Consider the following 17,119-nt stretch of genomic DNA (forward strand, 5'->3'; position numbering starts at 1 on the left):
GGGCGCTCCGGCGCGCGGAGAGGAACAGGACATGACGCGGTTGGCGATCGAGGCCACCGGCCTGACCAAGTCGTTCGGCAGCACGCAGGCGGTCGCGGGCATCGACCTGGCCGTGCCGGCCGGGTCGATCTACGGCGTCCTCGGGCCCAACGGCGCGGGCAAGACGACGACGATCCGGATGCTGGCCACGCTCATCGCGCCCGACGGCGGCACCGCCCGGGTGCTGGGCCACGACATCGTGGCCGAGGCCGACGCGGTCCGCGGCGCGGTCAGCCTCACCGGCCAGCTGGCCTCGGTCGACGAGGAGCTCACCGGCCGCGAGAACCTGATCCTGCTGGGCCGGCTGCTGGGCCTGGGCCGGGCGGCGGCGCGGGGGCGGGCCGACGAGCTGCTGGAGGCCTTCGGCATCGCCGAGGCCGCGGGCCGGCTGGTGAAGCACTTCTCCGGCGGCATGCGGCGCCGGCTGGACATCGCGGCCAGCATCGTGGTCACCCCCGAGCTGATGTTCCTCGACGAGCCGACCACCGGCCTGGACCCGCGCTCCCGCAACCAGGTGTGGGAGATCGCCCGGGCGCTGGTCGCCGGGGGGACGACGATCCTGCTGTGCACCCAGTACCTGGAGGAGGCCGACCAGCTCGCCGACGGCCTCGCGGTCATCGACTCCGGCCGGGTGATCGCGGAGGGCACGCCCGGCCAGCTGAAGAGCTCCGTCGGCGGCGGCTCGCTGCACGTGCGGCTGCTCGACCCCGGCGACCGGCCCGCGGCCGCGGCCGTGCTGGAGCAGGTGGTCGGGCCGATCCTGCTCGAACCCGACCCGGCCGCGCTGTCCGCGGCGTGCTCCGATGCTGGACGGGCGGCCGCCGGGATCGCGGAGCTGGCTCGCGCCGGCCTCGGCCTCGCCGACTTCGCCCTCGCCCAGCCCAGCCTCGACGAGGTGTTCCTGGCCCTCACCGGTCACGCGGCCGAGGAGCCGGAGCCCGCCCTGGAGGAGCAGCCGTCATGACCACTGCCACCACGACCCCCGACTCGGCCGACACCGCCGCCGTCCGCCGGGCGATCGCGAGCACCGCGCGCCCGCCGCGGCCCGGGCCGCTCGCGACCGCGCTCACCTTCGGCTGGCGCGGCATGCTCAAGGTCAAGCACGTCCCCGAGCAGCTGCTCGACGTCACGGTGACCCCGGTGATGTTCGTGCTGATGTTCACCTACCTGTTCGGCGGCGCGATCGCCGGCTCCACCGGCGCGTACCTCGAGTACGTGCTGCCCGGCATGCTGGTGATGTCCGTGCTGTTCACGACCGTCTACTCGGGCGTCGCGCTGAACACCGACATGACCAAGGGTGTCGTCGACCGGTTCCGGTCGCTGCCGATCTGGCGGCCGGCCCCGCTGCTCGGGTCGCTGCTGGGCGACAGCGTCCGCTACGTGATCGCCGGCACGGTGATCATCGTGCTGGGCCTGGCGCTCGGGTACCGGCCCGACGGCGGAGCGCCCGGGACCCTGGCCGCGCTGGGGCTGGTCGTCGTCTTCTCCTTCGGCCTGTCCTGGGTGTTCTCGGTGCTCGGGCTGCTGCTGCGCTCGCCGAACGCGGTCATGAACGCCGGCTTCATGGGGATCTTCCCGCTGACGTTCGTGTCCAACGTCTTCGTCGACCCGGCCACCCTGCCGGGGCCGCTGGAGGCCTTCGTGGACGTCAACCCGATCTCGATCCTGGCGACGGCGTCCCGCTCGCTCATGACGGGCAGCCCCGACGTCCCGGCGATCCTGGTGTCGCTCGCGGTGGCGGCCGTGCTCGCGCTGGTGTTCCTGCCGCTGACCACCCGGCTCTACCGCAGCCGCTGAGCCGGCCGGCCACGGCGGCCGGGCGGTCAGTCGCCGACCGTGGCCAGGAACTCCGGCGCCCGGCGAGCCGGGTCCGCGGTCTCGAACGCGGCGGCGAGGTCGAGCAGGTCGGCGTCGTCCCACCGGGTGCCGATGAAGGAGATGCCGACCGGCAGCGCCTCCTGCGGCCCGGCGAACCCGGCCGGCACGGTCACGCTCGGGTAGCCGGCCACGGCGGCGGGGCCGGAGGTGCTGTAGACGAACTCGTCGGCGGCCTCGTCCTCGCTGAAGTAGCGGGTGATCCAGCCGGGGGTGTTGGTCAGCCCGACGATCGCGACCAGGTCGTCCCCGGGTCCCGGCCCCTGCGCGAGGGTCTCGTCGATCGACCGGCGGGCGAGGTCGCGGATGGTGTTCCGCGTCTGGCGCACCGCCGGGTCGTCGGCGGGCAGCGGCGCCGCCAGCGCCTGCTCGAAGAGCTCCTGGCCGAAGAACTTCAGCTCGGCCGGGTCCTGCGCGTTGAACTCGACCAGCCCGGCCAGGTCGGCCGGGTGGTCGCCGGGCGTGGCGGCCAGGTAGGCGTCGATGTCGCGGTGGAACTCCGCCAGCAGCGCCGGGAGCTCGCCGTCCCCGATCTCCTGCTGGAACGGCAGCGAGACCGGCACCGTGGTCGCCCCCGCGGCCTCCAGCTCCTTGACCGCGCGCGTGTACACGTCCTCGGTGACGTCGTCGACGGCCTCGGACTGCTCGGCGGACAGCTCCCACACCCCGATGCGGGCGCCCTCGAGCTCGTCGGTGTCGAGGTCGGCGAAGTCCGCGTCGAGGTCGGCGGGGGTCTCCGCGGTGGCGGCGTCGGCCGGGTCGGCGCCCGCGAGGACCGACAGCAGGATCGCGGCATCCACGGTGTGCCGGGCGATCGGGCCGGCGGTGTCCTGCTCCGCCGAGATCGGCACGATCCCGTCCCGGCTGACCAGGCCGAGCGTCGGCTTGAGGCCCACGACCCCGGTCTGGCCCGACGGGCAGACGATCGACCCGTCGGTCTCGGTGCCGACGGCGACCTGGGCCAGGGACGCCGCGACCCCGGCCGCCGAGCCGCTGGAGGAGCCGCACGGGTTGCGGTCGAGGACGTAGGGGTTGTTCGTCTGCCCGCCGACGGCGCTCCAGCCGCTGGTGGAGTTCTCGCCGCGGAAGTTGGCCCACTCCGACAGGTTGGCCTTGCCGATGATGACCGCGCCGGCGTCGCGCAGCCGGCGGGTGATCGTGGCGTCGTCGGGCCGGCTGCCCAGCAGCGCGTTCGAGCCGGCCGTCGTGGGCAGGCCCGCGGTGTCGACGTTGTCCTTGAGCAGCACCGGGATGCCTTCCAGCGCGCTGCGCGGCCCCGACTCCGCGCGGACGCGGTCGCTCTCCTTCGCCTCGGCGACGGCGTCCTCGTTGACCCGCAGCACCGCGCCGAGGTCGCCGTCCAGGGCGTCGATGCGCTCCAGGTAGCTCTCGGTGAGGTCCACGGCGGTCAGCTCGCCGGACTCCAGCTGCTCCTGCAGCTCGGGGATCGTGGCGGCGTCCAGCTCCTGCCCCGGGACGGTCCGGGCGGCGGGCCGCAGCTCCGTGCCGCAGGCGGGGACGACGAGCGTGAGGACGGCGACCAGGCCGAGCCGGCGCAGCCGGCGGCGGGCGGGCGGGACGGCGGACACGGGACCTCCACTGCTCGGCGGGCACCGCAAGCCTCCCTCCTGGACCCTGCCCGCGCGCGGAGAGACCGCCCGCCGCCGTGAGCTACGCGGCGGGCACCAGCTCGTCGATCGAGCGGACCTCGGTCTCCAGCGTGCCCCGGCGGACGACGAGCAGGTCGCCGTTCGCCAGCTCCTGCCAGTCCCGCCCCCAGCCGCTGGAGGCCACGACGACGGCGTCGTCGGTGACCCGGTAGCGCAGGTCGTAGTAGTCCGGGCCCTCGTCGAACTCCTGCGACGCCGCCGTGTTGACGCGGGAGACGGCGTAGAGCGCGTCGGCCGTGAGCAGCAGGCAGTTGAGGCTGGTGAACTCCGTGGTGGCGGCGATCTCGGCGACGGTCCCGGCCAGCGCGTCGCCGGGCGCCGCGCCCTCGCGCATCCGGGAGTGGACGGCGAGGAAGAACCGCTCGCTGTCGGTGTCGCCCCGGCGCCTGCGGCGGGCCCGGCGGGGGAGCAGCCGGTCCAGCGCCCCCGGCGGCTTGATCGAGCCGTTGTGCGCGAACGCCACCCGGCCATCGGTGAACGGATGGGTGTTCTCCCGGCGGACGCTCAAGCCCAGGGTGGCCCACCGCAGGTGCGCCAGCCCGAGGTCGGCGCTGCCGTTGCGGGCGCGATCGGCGAACTCCGCGCTGCTGCGGGCGGCGTCGGCCTGCTTGCGCACCTCGACGCCCCGGCGGGTGCTGCGCGCCAGCCCCCAGCCGTCGGCGTGCTTGCACGACAGCTCGGTGAACGCGTCGAGGTCCTCCTCGCCGAGCAGGTCGAGGAGCGAGGTGGGCACGCGCGCGGCCCAGCCCAGGAGTCGGCACATGGGGGAGGTCGTCTTCCTCGAGAGGTGTCGCCGCGGCCGCGCCGCCGACGGTCGGTCCTGCCTTCCACGATGCCGCGCTCCCGGCGGGGAGTCCGGCTTCCGCGCCGAGGCGTTGCTCACCGTCCCCAGCCGTCCCGGGGGCACCAGGGTTAGCGTCGGCGGCATGAGCGCGCTGCGGGTGGCCGTGCTGGGTCCGGGCGGGGTCGGCGGGCTGCTCGCCGGCCTGCTCGCCCGCAGCGGCGCGGACGTCGTCTGCCTGGCCGGCGCGAGCACGGTGGCCGCGCTGGCGCGGGACGGGATCTCGGTCAGCAGCGCGCTGTTCGGCGACTTCGCCGTCCCGGTGCGGGCAGCCGAGCGGCTGGCCGAACCGGTCGACGCCTGCCTGGTCACGGTCAAGGCCACCCAGCTCGACGCCGCGCTGGAGCGGCTGCCGGCCGACGTGCTCGGCGACGCGCTGCTCGTGCCGTTCCTCAACGGCGTCGAGCACGTCGCGCTGCTGCGCGACCGCTGCCCGGCCGCCGCGGTGGTCGCGGGGACGATCCGCGTGGAGTCCAGCCGGACGGCGCCGGGGCACGTGCGGCACGACAGCCCGTTCGCGCGGGTCGAGCTGGCTCCGCGGCCCGAGGCGGCGGCCCGCACCGAGCCGCTCGCCGCGGCGCTGCGGACGGCGGGGGTCGAGGTCCGGGTCGTCGGCGACGAGGTCGCCGCGCTGTGGGGCAAGCTGACCTTCCTCGCCCCGTTCGCGCTGCTCACCACGCACGAGGCCGCTCCCGTCGGCGAGGTCCGCGACCGGCGCGGCGACGAGGTGGCCGCCGCCGTCGCCGAGGCGGCCGCCGTCGCGCGGGCCGAGGGGGCGCCGGCCGACGCGGACGCCGTCGTCGCCTTCTTCGGCACGCTGCCCGCCGGCATGCGCTCGTCGATGCAGCGCGACGCCGAGGCCGGCCGGCCGCTGGAGCTGGAGGCGATCGGCGGCGCCGTGCTGCGCGCCGCCGACCGGAACGGCATCGACGTCCCGGTGACCCGGCGGCTGGTCGCCGACCTGCGCGCCCGCTACCCGAGCAGCGCCACGGCCCCCGCGACGACGGCGTGGGCGCAGCCGCCGAGCACGACGACGCGGGCCGTCGAGCAGCCGCGCCACGCCAGGACGCCGCCCAGGACGACGGCGGCGAGCACCGCCGGGTCCGGCCGCACCGACCCGCGGCCGCCCAGCACGCCGAGGACGACGAGCGCGGCGACGGCGCCGGTGCCCGCGTGCCGGAGCAGCTCCGCCGTCCGCTCGGAGAGGCCGAACCGCCCGACGGCGAGCACCGGCAGCAGCCGGAAGGCCAGGCTGAGCGCGCCCACCACCAGGACGACGGTCCACAGCGCGCTCATGACCGCCGCCCGGCCAGCGCGCCCGCGAGCGCCGCGGCGGCCATCGCCGGCAGCAGCTCGAAGCCGGGGACGACGAACCGCGCGGCGACCGCGGTGCCCACGGCGGCGACCACCGCGGCGACCCCGCCGGGCAGCCGCAGGTGCGGCGCCACGAGCACGACCAGGCACAGCGGGACGGCGACCGCCAGGTGCCGCGCCAGCCCGTCGACGCGGCCGACGACGGTGCCGAGGGTGACCGCGGCCGTCCAGCCGACGGTCAGGGCGGTCGCCGCGCCGGCGTAGTGGACGCGGGCGCCGACGACGTTCCCCGTGCGGCGGCGCTGCTCGGCCAGCGCCCAGGTGGGCTCCACGATCGTCGCCGCGCCGAGGACCGTCGCCCACGGCCGAGCGCCGGCCCACAGCGGCGCCAGCCCACCGCTGTAGACCAGCAGCCGGGCGTTGACCAGCGTGGCCACGACGACCGCCGTCCACACCGGGGCGCCGTCGCCGAGCAGCTGCAGCACGGTGAGCTGCGCGCTGCCGCCGTAGAGCAGGAGGGTGCCGGCCCAGGCGGCGACGGGGTCGGCGCTGGCGGCCACCGCCGCGCCGACGCTGACCCCGAAGGGCGTGAGGCCGACCAGGAAGGGCACCGCCGCGCGGGCGCCGGCCAGCCACTCGTCCGCGGTCCGCGTCGGGCCCGGGACGGAGATCGTCGTCATGCCGCGAGGGTGGCGGGCCGGCCTTCCGGCGCCCTTCCGCGCCGCTTGCAGCCCTCTGACGCGGCGGAAGGCGGCTACTCGGCGAGGTGCGCGCGGATCGCGGCCACCACCATCCGGTGGTCGGCCAGCTGCGGCAGGCCGGAGACGACCACGGCGCCGACCGGCCCGACCGACCGCACCAGCACGGGGAACGCGCCGCCGTGCGCCGCGTACAGCTGGGGGTCCAGGCCGAACTCCTCCTCGAACGTGGTGCCGCGCTCGATGCTGGCCTGCCGCACGTAGAGGCTGCTGTGCCCGAACCGCTGCACCACCCGGGTCTTGCGCTCGATCCACGAGGCGTTGTCCGGCGTGGCACCGGGCAGGGCGACGTGGAACAGGCGGTGGCCGTTGCGGGAGATCTCGACGGCCACCGGCGCGCCGTCCCGGCGGGCGGCGGCCACCAGCGCCGACCCGAGGTCCCACGCGTCGTCGTTGGTGAAGGAGGTGAACTGCAGCTCCTGCTCCTCGGCGGCGAGCTCGGCCACGGACGGGAAGTCGTCGGTCATGGCTCGTTCCTACCGGGTCCTAGGGTCGGCCCGTGGACGACGACCTCACGGAGGCGGTGGACCGCACCGCCGCCGCGACCCGCTTCTCGGGCGTCGTCCGGGTGGACCGCGCCGGGCGGCCGCCGTTCGCCCGGGCCTACGGGTTCGCGCACCGCGGCCTGCGGATCCCGAACACCGTCGACACCCGCTTCGGCATCGCCAGCGGCACCAAGGGGCTCACCGCGCTCGTCGTCCTGAGCCTGGTGGCCGACGGCGTCCTGTCGCTGGAGACGACGGCGCGCTCGGTGCTGGGGCCGGACCTCCCGCTGATCGACGACCGGGTGACCGTCGAACACCTGCTGGCCCACCGGTCGGGCATCGGCGACTACCTCGACGAGTCGGCCACGACGTCGTTCACCGACTACGTGCTCGACGTCCCGGTGCACCGGCTGGCGTGCACCGAGGACTACCTCGCCGTCCTCGACGGCCACCCGCAGGTGTCCGCGCCGGGGGAGCGGTTCGCCTACAACAACGGCGGCTTCGTCGTCCTGGCCCTGATCGCCGAGCGGGCGGCCGGCGCGTCCTTCCGGCGGCTGGTCGCCGAGCGGGTCTGCGGGCCGGCGGGCATGGCCGACACCGCGTTCCTGCGCTCGGACGAGCCGGCCGCGCGCACCGCGCTGGGCTACCTGGAGGCCGAGGGGTTGCGGACCAACGTGCTGCACCTACCGGTCCGGGGCAGCGGGGACGGCGGCGTCTTCACCACCGCCGCCGACGTCCACGCGCTGTGGCGGGCGCTGTTCGCCGGCCGGATCCTGCCGCCGGATCGGGTGGCCGAGATGGTGCGGCCGCGCAGCGAGGTCCCCGGGGAGCGGATGCGCTACGGCCTCGGCTGCTGGCTGCACCCGACCGGTCCGGCCGTGATCCTCGAGGGCGCTGATGCCGGCGTCTCCTTCCGCAGCGTGCACGACCCCGAGCGCGGGCTGACGCACACGGTCCTGTCCAACACCACCGACGGCGCCTGGCCTCCGGCCCGGCTGCTGCGCGAGCGGCTGACGCCGTGACGGGCCGGACTGCCCGGGGCCGGAGGTCCTAGGGCCCTGCGCGCGACGGGTCCGCGGGCCCAGGGTGGGGGAGTGGAGACGCGGGCCCCGGCGCCGGCGGGGACCGGCCCCGCCGGGCTGACCGCGGCCGAGGTCGCCGAGCGGGTCGCGGCCGGCGCCACCAACACGACCACCGTGCGGACCAGCCGCACCACCGCGGAGATCGTCCGCGCCAACGTCTTCACCGTCTTCAACGGCCTGCTGGCGACCCTGTTCGTGCTCGTGCTGTTCACCGGCCGCTGGCAGAACGCGCTGTTCGGCGGCGTGGTGGTGGCCAACGCGCTGATCGGCATCGTGCAGGAGCTGCGGGCCAAGCGGACCCTCGACCGGCTGGCCGTGCTCAACGCCCCGCGGGCGCGGGCCGTGCGCGACGGCGCGGAGCGGGAGCTGCCCGTCGAGCAGGTGGTGCTCGACGACCTGCTCGTCCTCACCGCCGGGGACCAGGTGCCGGTCGACGGGGTGGTGCACGACAGCGCGGGGCTGGAGGTCGACGAGTCGCTGCTGACCGGCGAGTCGGAGGCGGTGGCCAAGGCGACCGGCGACCAGGTGCTCTCGGGGTCGATCGTGGTGGCCGGCCGCGCGCGGGTGCAGGCGACCGCCGTCGGCGACGGCGCCTACGCCGCCCGGCTGGCCAGCGAGGCCCGCCGGTTCACCCGCACCTTCTCCGAGCTGGTCGCCGGAACCAACCGGATCCTGCGCTGGATCGCCGTCGGCCTGGTCGTCGTCGGCCCCCTCGTGCTGTGGAGCCAGTTCCAGACGGCGGACAACCGCGGCTGGAAGGATGCGGTGACCGGCACGGTCGGCGCGCTGGTCGGCATGATCCCCGAAGGCCTGGTCCTGCTGACGACGCTCGCGTTCCTGGTCGCCACGGTCACCCTCGCCCGGCGGCGCACGCTGGTGCAGGAGCTGCCCGCCGTGGAGGGCCTGGCCCGCGTCGACGTCGTCTGCCTGGACAAGACCGGCACGCTGACCCACGGGGACGTCGCGTTCGACCGGCTGGAGCCGCTCGGGGACGCCGACGGTGCGCCGGCCGCCCTGGCGCTGCTCGCCGCGGCCGACGGGCAGAACGCCACCGCCGCCGCGCTCGCGGTCGCCTTCCCCTCGCCGGACGGGCAGCGGGTGGCGGACGCGGTGCCGTTCACCTCCGCCCGCAAGTGGTCCGCCGTCCGCACCGAGGCCGGCACGGGCTGGGTGCTGGGCGCGCCGGAGATGGTGCTGCCGACCCCGTCGGCCGGGGAGCAGGCCGCCGCGCGGGCGCGGGCCGACGCGCTGGCCGCGGAGGGACGGCGGGTGCTGCTGCTGGCCCGCTCCGCCGAGCCGTGGCCGGTGGGGGACAGCGAGGCGCGGCTGCCGGGCGGGCTGCGGCCGGTGACCCTGGTCGTGCTCGCCGAGCGGATCCGGGACGACGCCGCTGACGTGCTGCGCTACTTCACCGAGCAGGGCGTGACGCTCAAGGTCATCTCCGGCGACAACCCGCGGACCGTCGGTGCGGTGGCCGCGGCGGTCGGCGTCCCCGGGGTCGGCGGGGCGGCCGACGCCGTCGACGCCCGGACCCTGCCGGAGGACCCGGACGCCATGGCCGCGGCGGTCGAGGCGCACGGCGTCTTCGGCCGGGTGACGCCGCACCAGAAGCGGGCGATGGTCGGCGCGCTGCAGCGCCGGGGGCACGTGGTCGCCATGACCGGGGACGGCGTCAACGACGCCCTGGCGCTCAAGGACGCCGACATCGGCGTGGCCATGGGCAACGGCTCGCCGGCCACCCGCGCCGTGGCGCAGCTGGTGCTGCTCGACGGCCGGTTCGCCCACCTGCCCCAGGCGGTGGCCGAGGGCCGGCGGGTGATCGCCAACATCGAGCGCGCGGCCAACCTGTTCCTGGTCAAGAACGTCTACAGCCTGGTGCTCGCCCTGATCACCGTGCTCACGCTGGTGGCCTATCCGCTCGAGCCGATCCAGCTGACCCTCATCTCGATGGTCACCATCGGCGTCCCGGGCTTCTTCCTGGCGCTGGGCCCCAACCTCCGGCGGTACGTGCCCGGCTTCCTGTCCCGGGTGCTGCGCTTCTCCGTGCCGACGGGGGTGGTCACGGGGGCCGCGGCGTTCGGCGGTTACGCGCTCATGCGGCAGCTCGGGCCCGGCTCCAGTGTTGCCGGCGCCCGGACGACGGCGACGCTCGTCGTGCTCGGCATCGCGCTGTGGACCCTCGTCGTCCTGGCCCGCCCGCTGGTCATGTGGAAGCTGGCGCTCGTCGCCGCGATGGCCGGCCTCGTCGTCCTGGCGTTCGGCGTGCCGGTGCTGCGCACCGACGTCTTCCTGCTGGCGCTGACGCCGTCGACCTTCCTGGTGGCCGCGCCGCTGGCCGCGGCCGGCGCGGTGCTGGTGGAGCTGGTGCACCGGTTCTCCGGCCGGGCCGGGCACCCCGAGGCGACTACGCCGGGCGGGCGTCGAGCGAGGTGACCAGCGCCCGGAGCGTCGCCGGGTCCTCCTGCTGCATGCCGCGGACCAGCCGCTCGGCCACGCCGGCGCGACCGTCCAGCGCTCGTAGCAGCGTGTCGCGCAGCGCCCGCGCCGGCCGCGGCCGCAGGTGCGCGGCGCGGGCCAGGCGGTCGGCCGCGTCCTGCACCTTCCGGACGGCGGGCCGCCGGCGCGCGGTGTAGGCGGTCAGCGCCGGGTCCAGGCCGCTCGCGCGTTCGAGCTCGGTGACCAGGACGGCGGCGTCGACCAGCGCGCTGTTGGCGCCCTGCCCCGCGTTCGGGGCCATGGCGTGGGCGGCGTCGCCGAGCAGGACGCGGCGGCCGTCGGACCACCGCGCGCAGTCGACCCGGACCACCTCGTTGACCAGCAGCTCGTCGAACCGCTCGACGGCGTCGAACACCGGCGCGGCGACAGGCAGGGCGGCGGACCAGGCGTTTCTCAGCGCGGGGAGGTCACGGGCCGCGACCGCGGCGCGGACGGCGGGGGCGGTGGCCGAGGCGTAGAAGTACTGGGTCGTGGCGTCGACGGGGGCGCCGCCGAAGAGGCCGCTGGGGCTCCAGTACTCGCCCGCGAACCCCGCGCCGTCGCGGGGGACCAGGCCGCGGAGGTACACGTTCCCCGTGCTCCGCACGCGGGCGCCGAACGCGCCGGCCGACCGGACGGCGGAGGAGACGCCGTCGCAGCCCACGAGGAGGTCGGCGGTCGCGCGCTGCACGTCTCCCGGGGTCAGCTCGGCGCCGAGGCGCAGGTCGATGCCGGGCTCGGCGCGGACGGCGGCGAGCAGCACCTCGTGCAGCGCGCTGCGACGGACGGCGAGCATCGTGTCCAGGCCGGGGCCGAAGTCGGGCACGTGCAGGGAACTGAGCGGCCGGTCGTCCGTCGTCCGGACCGGCACGCCGTCGGCGGTGGCGTACCCGCCGGTGCGCAGCGGCCCGTCGACGCCGAGGCCGGACAGCACCGCCAGTCCGTTGGGCTGCAGCAGCAGCCCGGCGCCGACCGCGGCGATCTCCGCGACCCGCTCGTGCAGGGCGACCGCGGCTCCGGCCCGGGCCAGCAGCAGCGACGTCGCCATCCCGCCGATGCCCGCGCCGACGACCGTGACGCGCAGTCCCGCGAGGTCCATGCCGCGATCCTGGCCGGGCTCCGCCCGCGCGGCGAGATGCGCGGTCTCGTGGCTTCCCGGGCCGGATGGCCACGAGACCGCGCATCTCGCGGCGTGGCCACCGAGTCTCTCCGAGTGGGCCGCTCAGTCGCGGGAGCGGGCGCGGTGCTCGAGCACGGCGAGCGTGCCGGCGGCGAGCAGCAGCGACCAGACCAGCTGGACGGCGACGAGCGCGGGCGTGGGGCCGCCGCGGAGCAGGACCAGCAGCCACGGCAGGGAGCCGACGACCGCGACGTCGGCGCCCTGCACCAGGGTGGCGCCGACACCGACCGGGGCCGGCCCGAACGGCGTGGCCATGACCGGACCCGACCAGTCCAGCTCCGGCCGGTACGCGGCACGGACCGCCGCGGCGGCCCAGACCGGCGCGGTGCCCAGCCCGAGCGCCGTCCACAGGAGGACCGCTCCGGTGCCCAGCCCGAGCAGCAGCCCGGTGAGCGTGCCCACGGCGGCGGTCAGCGCCAGTGGCACCACGGTCCGCGCCCGGAGAACCGCAGCGGCCGACAGCGGCAGCAGCCGGTCCAGCTCCGGGCCGCCTGCGCCTGCCGCCCCGGCAGGCCGGCCGCCACCGCGGCGAGTCCCCAGCCCGCCAGGCAGCCGACCCAGACCGCCACGGGCAGCGCGCCGAGCCCCTCGGTCCGCGCGATCAGCACCGGGACGGCCACGGCGGCGGCCAGCTGCCCGAGCTGCCACCGGCCCCGGGCGAGGGCGGCGAGGTCGCCGGCCACCAGGGCCTGCACCGGCCCGCGCACCCGCCCGAAGCGGCGGCTGCGCCGCGGCGCCCGCGGCCGCGCGGACAGCGCCCGGCCGAGGTCCCGGGTGTCGAGGCTGAGGAACGAGGTGGTCGCGTACTGGACGGTGACCCCCGTGGCCCGAAGCCGGCCCGCATCGAGCCGGCCGAGGCCGTGCGCGGCCGCACCCAGCAGCAGCGCGGCGGCCGCGACCAGCACGCCAGCGGCCCAGGCCGGGGGAGCGGGCACCCCGGGCAGACCGGGAAGAGCCGCCCCCAGCGCGCCCGCGGTGCCCGCGCCGGCGGCCACGACGGCGGTCAGCACCGCCACCGCTGCCGCGAGCGGGCCCAGCCGGCCGCCGCGTCCGCGGGTCTGCAGCAGCGCGGTCGCGCCCACAGCGGTCGCCGCGGCCGCCGCTGTCGCGCCGACGCCGGTCAGCACCGAGCCTGGCGTCGGCGAGGACGGCACCGCCAGGACGAGGGGCAGCGCCAGCACGACCGCGGTCACGACGACGGCCGCCGTCGTCCGGCCGAGCTCGCCGAGCAGCAGGCCCCGCCGGTCCGCCGGCAGCGGCAGCCACCAGGCGGCCGCGGCCGGCGTGCTGCTCACCGGGCCCAGCCGGTCGAGCACCAGCACGAGTGCGGCCAGCGCCAGGACGGCGCCCACGGCAGTCGCCGCCACCCCGCTCAGCGCCGTGCCCGCGATCGGGGCGGGGGCAACCACGAGGTCCTCCCGCAGCGAGGCGAGGGCCCCGCCCGCGACCGCGATGCCGACCGCCACCGAGGTCAGCACGCCGACGGCATCCCCGACCCGGGCCAGCAGGGTGGTGTCCGCGCGGGCGGCGGCGGCCCGGCGGGTCGCCCGGCGGACCGCGACGCCGCTGAGCTCCGCCCCGGCGTCCGCGACCGGACCCACGGCGACGGTCACAGCCGGTCCAGGAAGTTCACGGCCCCGGTCGCGTCGAGGAGCCGGCACTCGTCGTCGTCCACCACCAGCACCTCGTCGGCCAGGGCGTCGACCAGGGCGGGGTCGTGGCTGGCGAAGAGCACCGCGGCTCCCGCGTCGCGCCGCTGCGCCAGCCGCGCGGCCAGCCGGGTGCGCATGCCGGCGTCGAGCCGGCGCTCCGGCTCGTCGAGGACCAGCAGCCTGGCCGGGCGCACGAAGGCCGCCGCCAGCGCCAGGCGCCGGCGCTGGCCGGAGGAGAGCGCCGACGGCAGCGAGTCGACGCGCTCGGTGAGGCCGAACGCGTCCACCTCGGCGGCGACCACCTCGTCGCCGTCGGCCACACCGTGCCCTCGGGCGGTCAGCAAGCAGGTGCTCGCGGCCGGTCAGCGCGGCGAAGAAGGCGTCGTCGTCCAGGACGGCGGCGACGTCCCTGCGGAAGCCGGCCTGCCGCTCGTCGACCGCCGCCCCGCCGTAGCGGACCGTGCCGGCCAGCGGCGGGAGCAGCCCCACCAGCGTGCGCAGCAGCGTGGACTTGCCGGCGCCGTTCGGACCGACCACGCCCACCGCCCGGCCCGGACCCACCCGGAGGTCGACCCGCGCACAGACCGGGACCTCGCCGTAGCCGACGAGCAGGCCGTCGGCGGCGAGCACGCCGTCCGGGCCGGTTCGCGCAGTCATCCCGCGGTCACGGTAACCGGAGCGCGCCGCCACCGGCCGGAACGGCCGGCGAGGCCCCGCGGTGCGATGCCCGCGGGGCTCACCAAGAGTGGCGCGGCGTACCTGAACGGCGACACCGTGCCGATCGCCCGTGCCGTCCATCACGAGGGGGGAGCGACCTGGTTGCCCGCCCCTCGTGGGAGGACGAGCATCCCGGGGGCACTCGGCGGTGTGCTGCACCGCGGAGTGCCCGAGGTCGGTGCAGGGGATCTGCTCCCTGCGGGCTCAGCGCGTCGGCACGGATCCCCTTCCCGTCCTGGCGAGGCAACGACCGTCGATTGCGGTCGGGCTCATCGCCACGACGGCGCGTGAGCCTGACCGTGGGAGGTGTGAGGCCATGCTCGGCGAGCGACTGGGTGAGTGCTCGGGCAAGTTCACAGGCATCAGGGTCCTGCCGTCGGAGGGCCAGCAGGTCTGGCTCGAGGTGTCCTTCCAGGGACGCGGGACCCTCGTGGGACAGGAGATCACGGACACCGGCACCTACCGTCAGACCTTCCGCCCCAACGGGGTCCTCTCCGGTGAGGGCCACGTGCTGATGATCACGGACAGCGGAGACGTCGCCGACTGGGTGGGCGGCGGCGTGGGCCGCCAGACCGGCCCCGGCTATCAGGCCAGCTTCGGTGTGTGGGGAACGTGCCCGTCGGCCACGGGAACACTGAGCCGCCTCGCCGAGGTGATGAACGTCATCGAGTACGAGGTCGAGGAGGACGGCAGCTACCACTGGACGATGTGGGCATGGACGGGGGCCGGTGTGCCGTCGATCCCGCGGCAGGAGGCCCCGGCAGGCGCCATGGCCTGACAGCGCAGGCGCGCCGCTACGTCCTCGAGTAGGTCGCTGACAGGAACAGGCTCCCGTTCAGCGCGTGCTGCGCCGCGGCTGACGTCGCCCGGTGCACCGCCGCCCGCCGGCGGCGCAGCACGGCCAGGCGCGCCAACTCGCGAGACGGGGAGAGCGTTGCCGGCTGCATGGACCCAGCGTGACCGCACTCACATGACTGGTCGATCCCCAGAATGTGGCAGGGTCTTTGGGCCCTCCGCGGATGCTCGCGGTGCCCGGCGACGCCTGGCGACTGGCCGGAACGAGCGGCCGCGCACGATGCTGCGCCCATGACTTCGACGCTGCTCCGCGGCGGCTGGGTGATCCCGATGGCCGCGGGCTCCGAGCCCTTCCGCGGCGACGTCCTGATCGAGGACGACCGGATCGCCGCCGTCGGCGCCGTGGACCCGCCGGACTGGGCCGAGGTCGTCGACGCCCGCGCCCGCATCGTGCTGCCGGGGCTGGTCGACACCCACCGGCACCTGTGGCAGAGCGCGCTGCGCGGCATCGCCTGCGACTGGACGCTGGGGCAGTACTTCGCCCGGATGCGCGGGCGGTTGGGCGGGCACTTCCGGCCCGCCGACACCTACGCCGGCACGCTGCTCGGCGCGGTCGAGGCGCTGGACGCCGGCGTGACCACGGTCGTCGACTGGTCGCACAACATCAACGGCCCCGAGCACGCCGACGCCGCGTGGCAGGCGCTGCTCGACGCCGGCGGCCGGGCGGTCTTCGCCTACGGCGGGAGCAACGACCAGGCGCTGCGCCGGGACCTCTCACCGCACACCCGGGACGTCGCCCGCCTCCGGTCGGGTCCCGGCGCCGACGACACGGCCCGCGTCACCCTGGCCATGGCGGTGCGCGGGCCGGAGTTCTCCGACGCCGACACGGCGACGGAGGACTGGGGCCTGGCCCGCGAGCTCGGCCTCCCGGTCACCGTGCACGTGGGCGGCGGGCTGACCGGCGCTCGCGGCCACGTCGCCGAGCTGGGACGCCGCGGCCTGCTCGGCCCCGAGACGACCTACGTGCACTGCAACATGCTCTCCGACGGCGAGCTGGACGCGATCGCCGCCACCGGGGGCCGGGCGTCGGTGGCGCCCGAGGTCGAGGCCAACATGGGCCACGGCCCGGCGGCGACCTCCCGGCTGCGCGCGCGGGGCATCCCGACCGGGCTGTCCGCCGACGTGTGCACCAACGTCGGCGGTGACCTGTTCGGCGCCATGCGGGTCGCGCTGGCGCTGGAGCGCGGCGCCGCGCACGCGGCCGCCCTGGCCCGCGGCGAGATGCTCGACCGCGTGCCGCTGACCGCCCGCGACATGCTGGCCATGGCCACCCTCGACGGCGCCCGCGCCTGCGGCCTCGACGACCGGATCGGCAGCCTCGAGCCGGGCAAGCAGGCCGACGTGCTGCTCCTGCGCGCCGACGCGCCGAACCTGGCGCCGGTCAGCGACCCCGTCGGCGCGGTGGTGCTCGCCGCGACGACGGCCAACGTCGACGGCGTCCTCGTGGCCGGCCGCTGGGTCAAGCGCGACGGCGCCTTCCTCGCCCGGGACCTGCGCGCGGTCATCGGGCTCGCGGCCGCGTCGAACGAGCACCTGGTCGACGCCGCCGGCGTCCGCGGCGAGGAGTGGTGCCCCCCCGCCGCCCGGACGCCGTCGGTACGGATCGGCTGACCGGATGCCGGCCAAGCCGCTGCCCGACGTCCTCGCCCCCGACCTCGACGTGCTCTTCGTCGGCATCAACCCGTCGCTGCTGTCGGCGGCGCGGGGGCACCACTTCGCCCGGCCGGGCAACCGCTTCTGGCCGGCGCTGCACCTGGCCGGGCTCACCCCGCGCCGGCTCACGCCGGACGAGGACCGCGAGCTGCCCCGCTACGGGCTCGGCGTCACCAACCTGGTCGACCGTCCCACCCGGACGGCGGCGGAGCTCGCGCCGGCCGAGCTGCACGCCGGCGCCGACGCCCTGGTCCGGCTGGTCGCCGAGCACCGGCCGCGCGCGGTCGCCGTCCTGGGGGTCACCGCGTGGCGGCTGGCCTTCCGCCGGCCGAAGGCGGGCCTGGGGTTGCAGCCGGAGCGGATCGGCGGCGCGGAGACCTGGGTGCTGCCCAACCCCAGCGGGCTCAACGCCCACCACCAGCTGCCCGACCTGGCGCGGCTCTACGGCCAGCTGCGCGGTCCCGCCCGATCATCGGGGATTTCGGGCGCTCCTCCGGCCTGACCCGCTCTGCCAGACTTTCCC

At 76.5% G+C, this 17,119-nt stretch carries 17 protein-coding genes and 2 pseudogenes; 8 read left to right on the forward strand and 11 right to left on the reverse strand.

Features of this window, described 5'->3' with window-relative positions; genetic code table 11:
• Nucleotides 1–31: 31 nt before the first annotated feature.
• Together ACWIYF_RS12555 and ACWIYF_RS12560 are read left to right on the forward strand one after the other, a co-directional pair.
• Nucleotides 32–1,003 (forward strand): ATP-binding cassette domain-containing protein, encoded by a 972-nt coding sequence (locus ACWIYF_RS12555; RefSeq protein WP_448628470.1) that lies wholly within the window; start codon nt 32–34, stop codon nt 1,001–1,003.
• Nucleotides 1,000–1,836 (forward strand): ABC transporter permease, encoded by an 837-nt coding sequence (locus tag ACWIYF_RS12560; RefSeq protein WP_448628471.1) that lies wholly within the window; start codon nt 1,000–1,002, stop codon nt 1,834–1,836. The genes ACWIYF_RS12555 and ACWIYF_RS12560 overlap by 4 nt, the downstream gene beginning before the upstream one ends.
• 26 nt (nt 1,837–1,862) lie before the next feature.
• On the opposite strand, the gene ACWIYF_RS12565 is transcribed toward ACWIYF_RS12560, so the two are convergent.
• Complete coding sequence (locus ACWIYF_RS12565; RefSeq protein ID WP_448628472.1) at nt 1,863–3,503, reverse strand: amidase; 1,641 nt, start codon at nt 3,501–3,503, stop codon at nt 1,863–1,865.
• 82 nt (nt 3,504–3,585) lie between these two features.
• Complete coding sequence (locus tag ACWIYF_RS12570; protein ID WP_448628473.1) at nt 3,586–4,347, reverse strand: class II glutamine amidotransferase; 762 nt, start codon at nt 4,345–4,347, stop codon at nt 3,586–3,588.
• A 163-nt stretch (nt 4,348–4,510) separates the two neighbouring features.
• Between ACWIYF_RS12570 and ACWIYF_RS12575 the strand changes: the two are divergent.
• Nucleotides 4,511–5,386, forward strand: a pseudogene (locus ACWIYF_RS12575) (ketopantoate reductase family protein); the annotation flags it as partial.
• Nucleotides 5,387–5,397: 11 nt separating this feature from the next.
• Here the strand turns inward: ACWIYF_RS12575 and ACWIYF_RS12580 are convergent.
• From ACWIYF_RS12580 to ACWIYF_RS12590, 3 genes are all read right to left on the reverse strand, one after another.
• Complete coding sequence (locus tag ACWIYF_RS12580; RefSeq protein WP_448628747.1) at nt 5,398–5,721, reverse strand: AzlD domain-containing protein; 324 nt, start codon at nt 5,719–5,721, stop codon at nt 5,398–5,400.
• Nucleotides 5,718–6,419 carry an AzlC family ABC transporter permease gene (locus ACWIYF_RS12585; protein WP_448628474.1) on the reverse strand — a complete coding sequence of 234 codons (702 nt, stop codon included), beginning with the start codon at nt 6,417–6,419 and terminating at the stop codon, nt 5,718–5,720. Before ACWIYF_RS12585 ends, ACWIYF_RS12580 begins: the two co-directional genes overlap by 4 nt.
• Before the next feature lie 74 nt (nt 6,420–6,493).
• The gene (locus ACWIYF_RS12590) at nt 6,494–6,964 is read right to left on the reverse strand and encodes a heme-degrading domain-containing protein (RefSeq protein ID WP_448628475.1); all 471 of its coding nucleotides are present in this window, start codon (nt 6,962–6,964) and stop codon (nt 6,494–6,496) included.
• 32 nt (nt 6,965–6,996) lie between these two features.
• Between ACWIYF_RS12590 and ACWIYF_RS12595 the strand changes: the two genes are divergently transcribed.
• Nucleotides 6,997–8,004, forward strand: a complete 1,008-nt coding sequence (locus ACWIYF_RS12595) for a serine hydrolase domain-containing protein (protein WP_448628476.1) — start codon at nt 6,997–6,999, stop codon at nt 8,002–8,004.
• A 72-nt stretch (nt 8,005–8,076) separates the two neighbouring features.
• On the forward strand, nt 8,077–10,497 hold the full coding sequence (locus ACWIYF_RS12600; RefSeq protein WP_448628477.1) for an HAD-IC family P-type ATPase: 2,421 nt from the start codon (nt 8,077–8,079) through the stop codon (nt 10,495–10,497).
• Here ACWIYF_RS12600 and ACWIYF_RS12605 read toward each other — a convergent pair.
• From ACWIYF_RS12605 to ACWIYF_RS12625, 5 genes and pseudogenes are all read right to left on the reverse strand, one after another.
• On the reverse strand, nt 10,469–11,638 hold the full coding sequence (locus ACWIYF_RS12605) for an FAD-dependent oxidoreductase (protein ID WP_448628478.1): 1,170 nt from the start codon (nt 11,636–11,638) through the stop codon (nt 10,469–10,471). The genes ACWIYF_RS12600 and ACWIYF_RS12605 overlap by 29 nt on opposite strands.
• Nucleotides 11,639–11,761: 123 nt before the next feature.
• Nucleotides 11,762–12,145 carry a hypothetical protein gene (locus ACWIYF_RS12610; RefSeq protein ID WP_448628479.1) on the reverse strand — a complete coding sequence of 128 codons (384 nt, stop codon included), beginning with the start codon at nt 12,143–12,145 and terminating at the stop codon, nt 11,762–11,764.
• Nucleotides 12,130–13,332 (reverse strand): DUF6297 family protein, encoded by a 1,203-nt coding sequence (locus tag ACWIYF_RS12615; RefSeq protein ID WP_448628748.1) that lies wholly within the window; start codon nt 13,330–13,332, stop codon nt 12,130–12,132. The genes ACWIYF_RS12610 and ACWIYF_RS12615 overlap by 16 nt, the downstream gene beginning before the upstream one ends.
• Nucleotides 13,329–13,715 carry an ABC transporter ATP-binding protein gene (locus ACWIYF_RS12620; RefSeq protein ID WP_448628749.1) on the reverse strand — a complete coding sequence of 129 codons (387 nt, stop codon included), beginning with the start codon at nt 13,713–13,715 and terminating at the stop codon, nt 13,329–13,331. Before ACWIYF_RS12620 ends, ACWIYF_RS12615 begins: the two co-directional genes overlap by 4 nt.
• A gap of 40 nt (nt 13,716–13,755) precedes the next feature.
• A pseudogene (locus tag ACWIYF_RS12625) lies at nt 13,756–13,938 on the reverse strand (ATP-binding cassette domain-containing protein); the annotation flags it as partial.
• Between the two features lie 466 nt (nt 13,939–14,404).
• Between ACWIYF_RS12625 and ACWIYF_RS12630 the strand changes: the two are divergent.
• The gene (locus ACWIYF_RS12630; RefSeq protein ID WP_448628480.1) at nt 14,405–14,866 is read left to right on the forward strand and encodes a hypothetical protein; all 462 of its coding nucleotides are present in this window, start codon (nt 14,405–14,407) and stop codon (nt 14,864–14,866) included.
• Nucleotides 14,867–14,882: 16 nt separating this feature from the next.
• Here the strand turns inward: ACWIYF_RS12630 and ACWIYF_RS12635 are convergent, their stop codons facing one another.
• A complete protein-coding gene (locus tag ACWIYF_RS12635; protein ID WP_448628481.1) occupies nt 14,883–15,035 on the reverse strand; it encodes a hypothetical protein in 153 nt (50 codons plus the stop codon).
• A 139-nt stretch (nt 15,036–15,174) separates the two neighbouring features.
• On the opposite strand from ACWIYF_RS12635, the gene ACWIYF_RS12640 reads away from it, so the two are divergent.
• On the forward strand, nt 15,175–16,554 hold the full coding sequence (locus tag ACWIYF_RS12640) for an amidohydrolase family protein (protein ID WP_448628482.1): 1,380 nt from the start codon (nt 15,175–15,177) through the stop codon (nt 16,552–16,554).
• Between the two features lie 4 nt (nt 16,555–16,558).
• Nucleotides 16,559–17,098 (forward strand): G/U mismatch-specific DNA glycosylase, encoded by a 540-nt coding sequence (gene mug, locus ACWIYF_RS12645; protein ID WP_448628483.1) that lies wholly within the window; start codon nt 16,559–16,561, stop codon nt 17,096–17,098.
• The last annotated feature ends 21 nt before the right edge of the window (nt 17,099–17,119 follow it).

The organism is Geodermatophilus sp. URMC 64, from assembly GCF_053502555.1.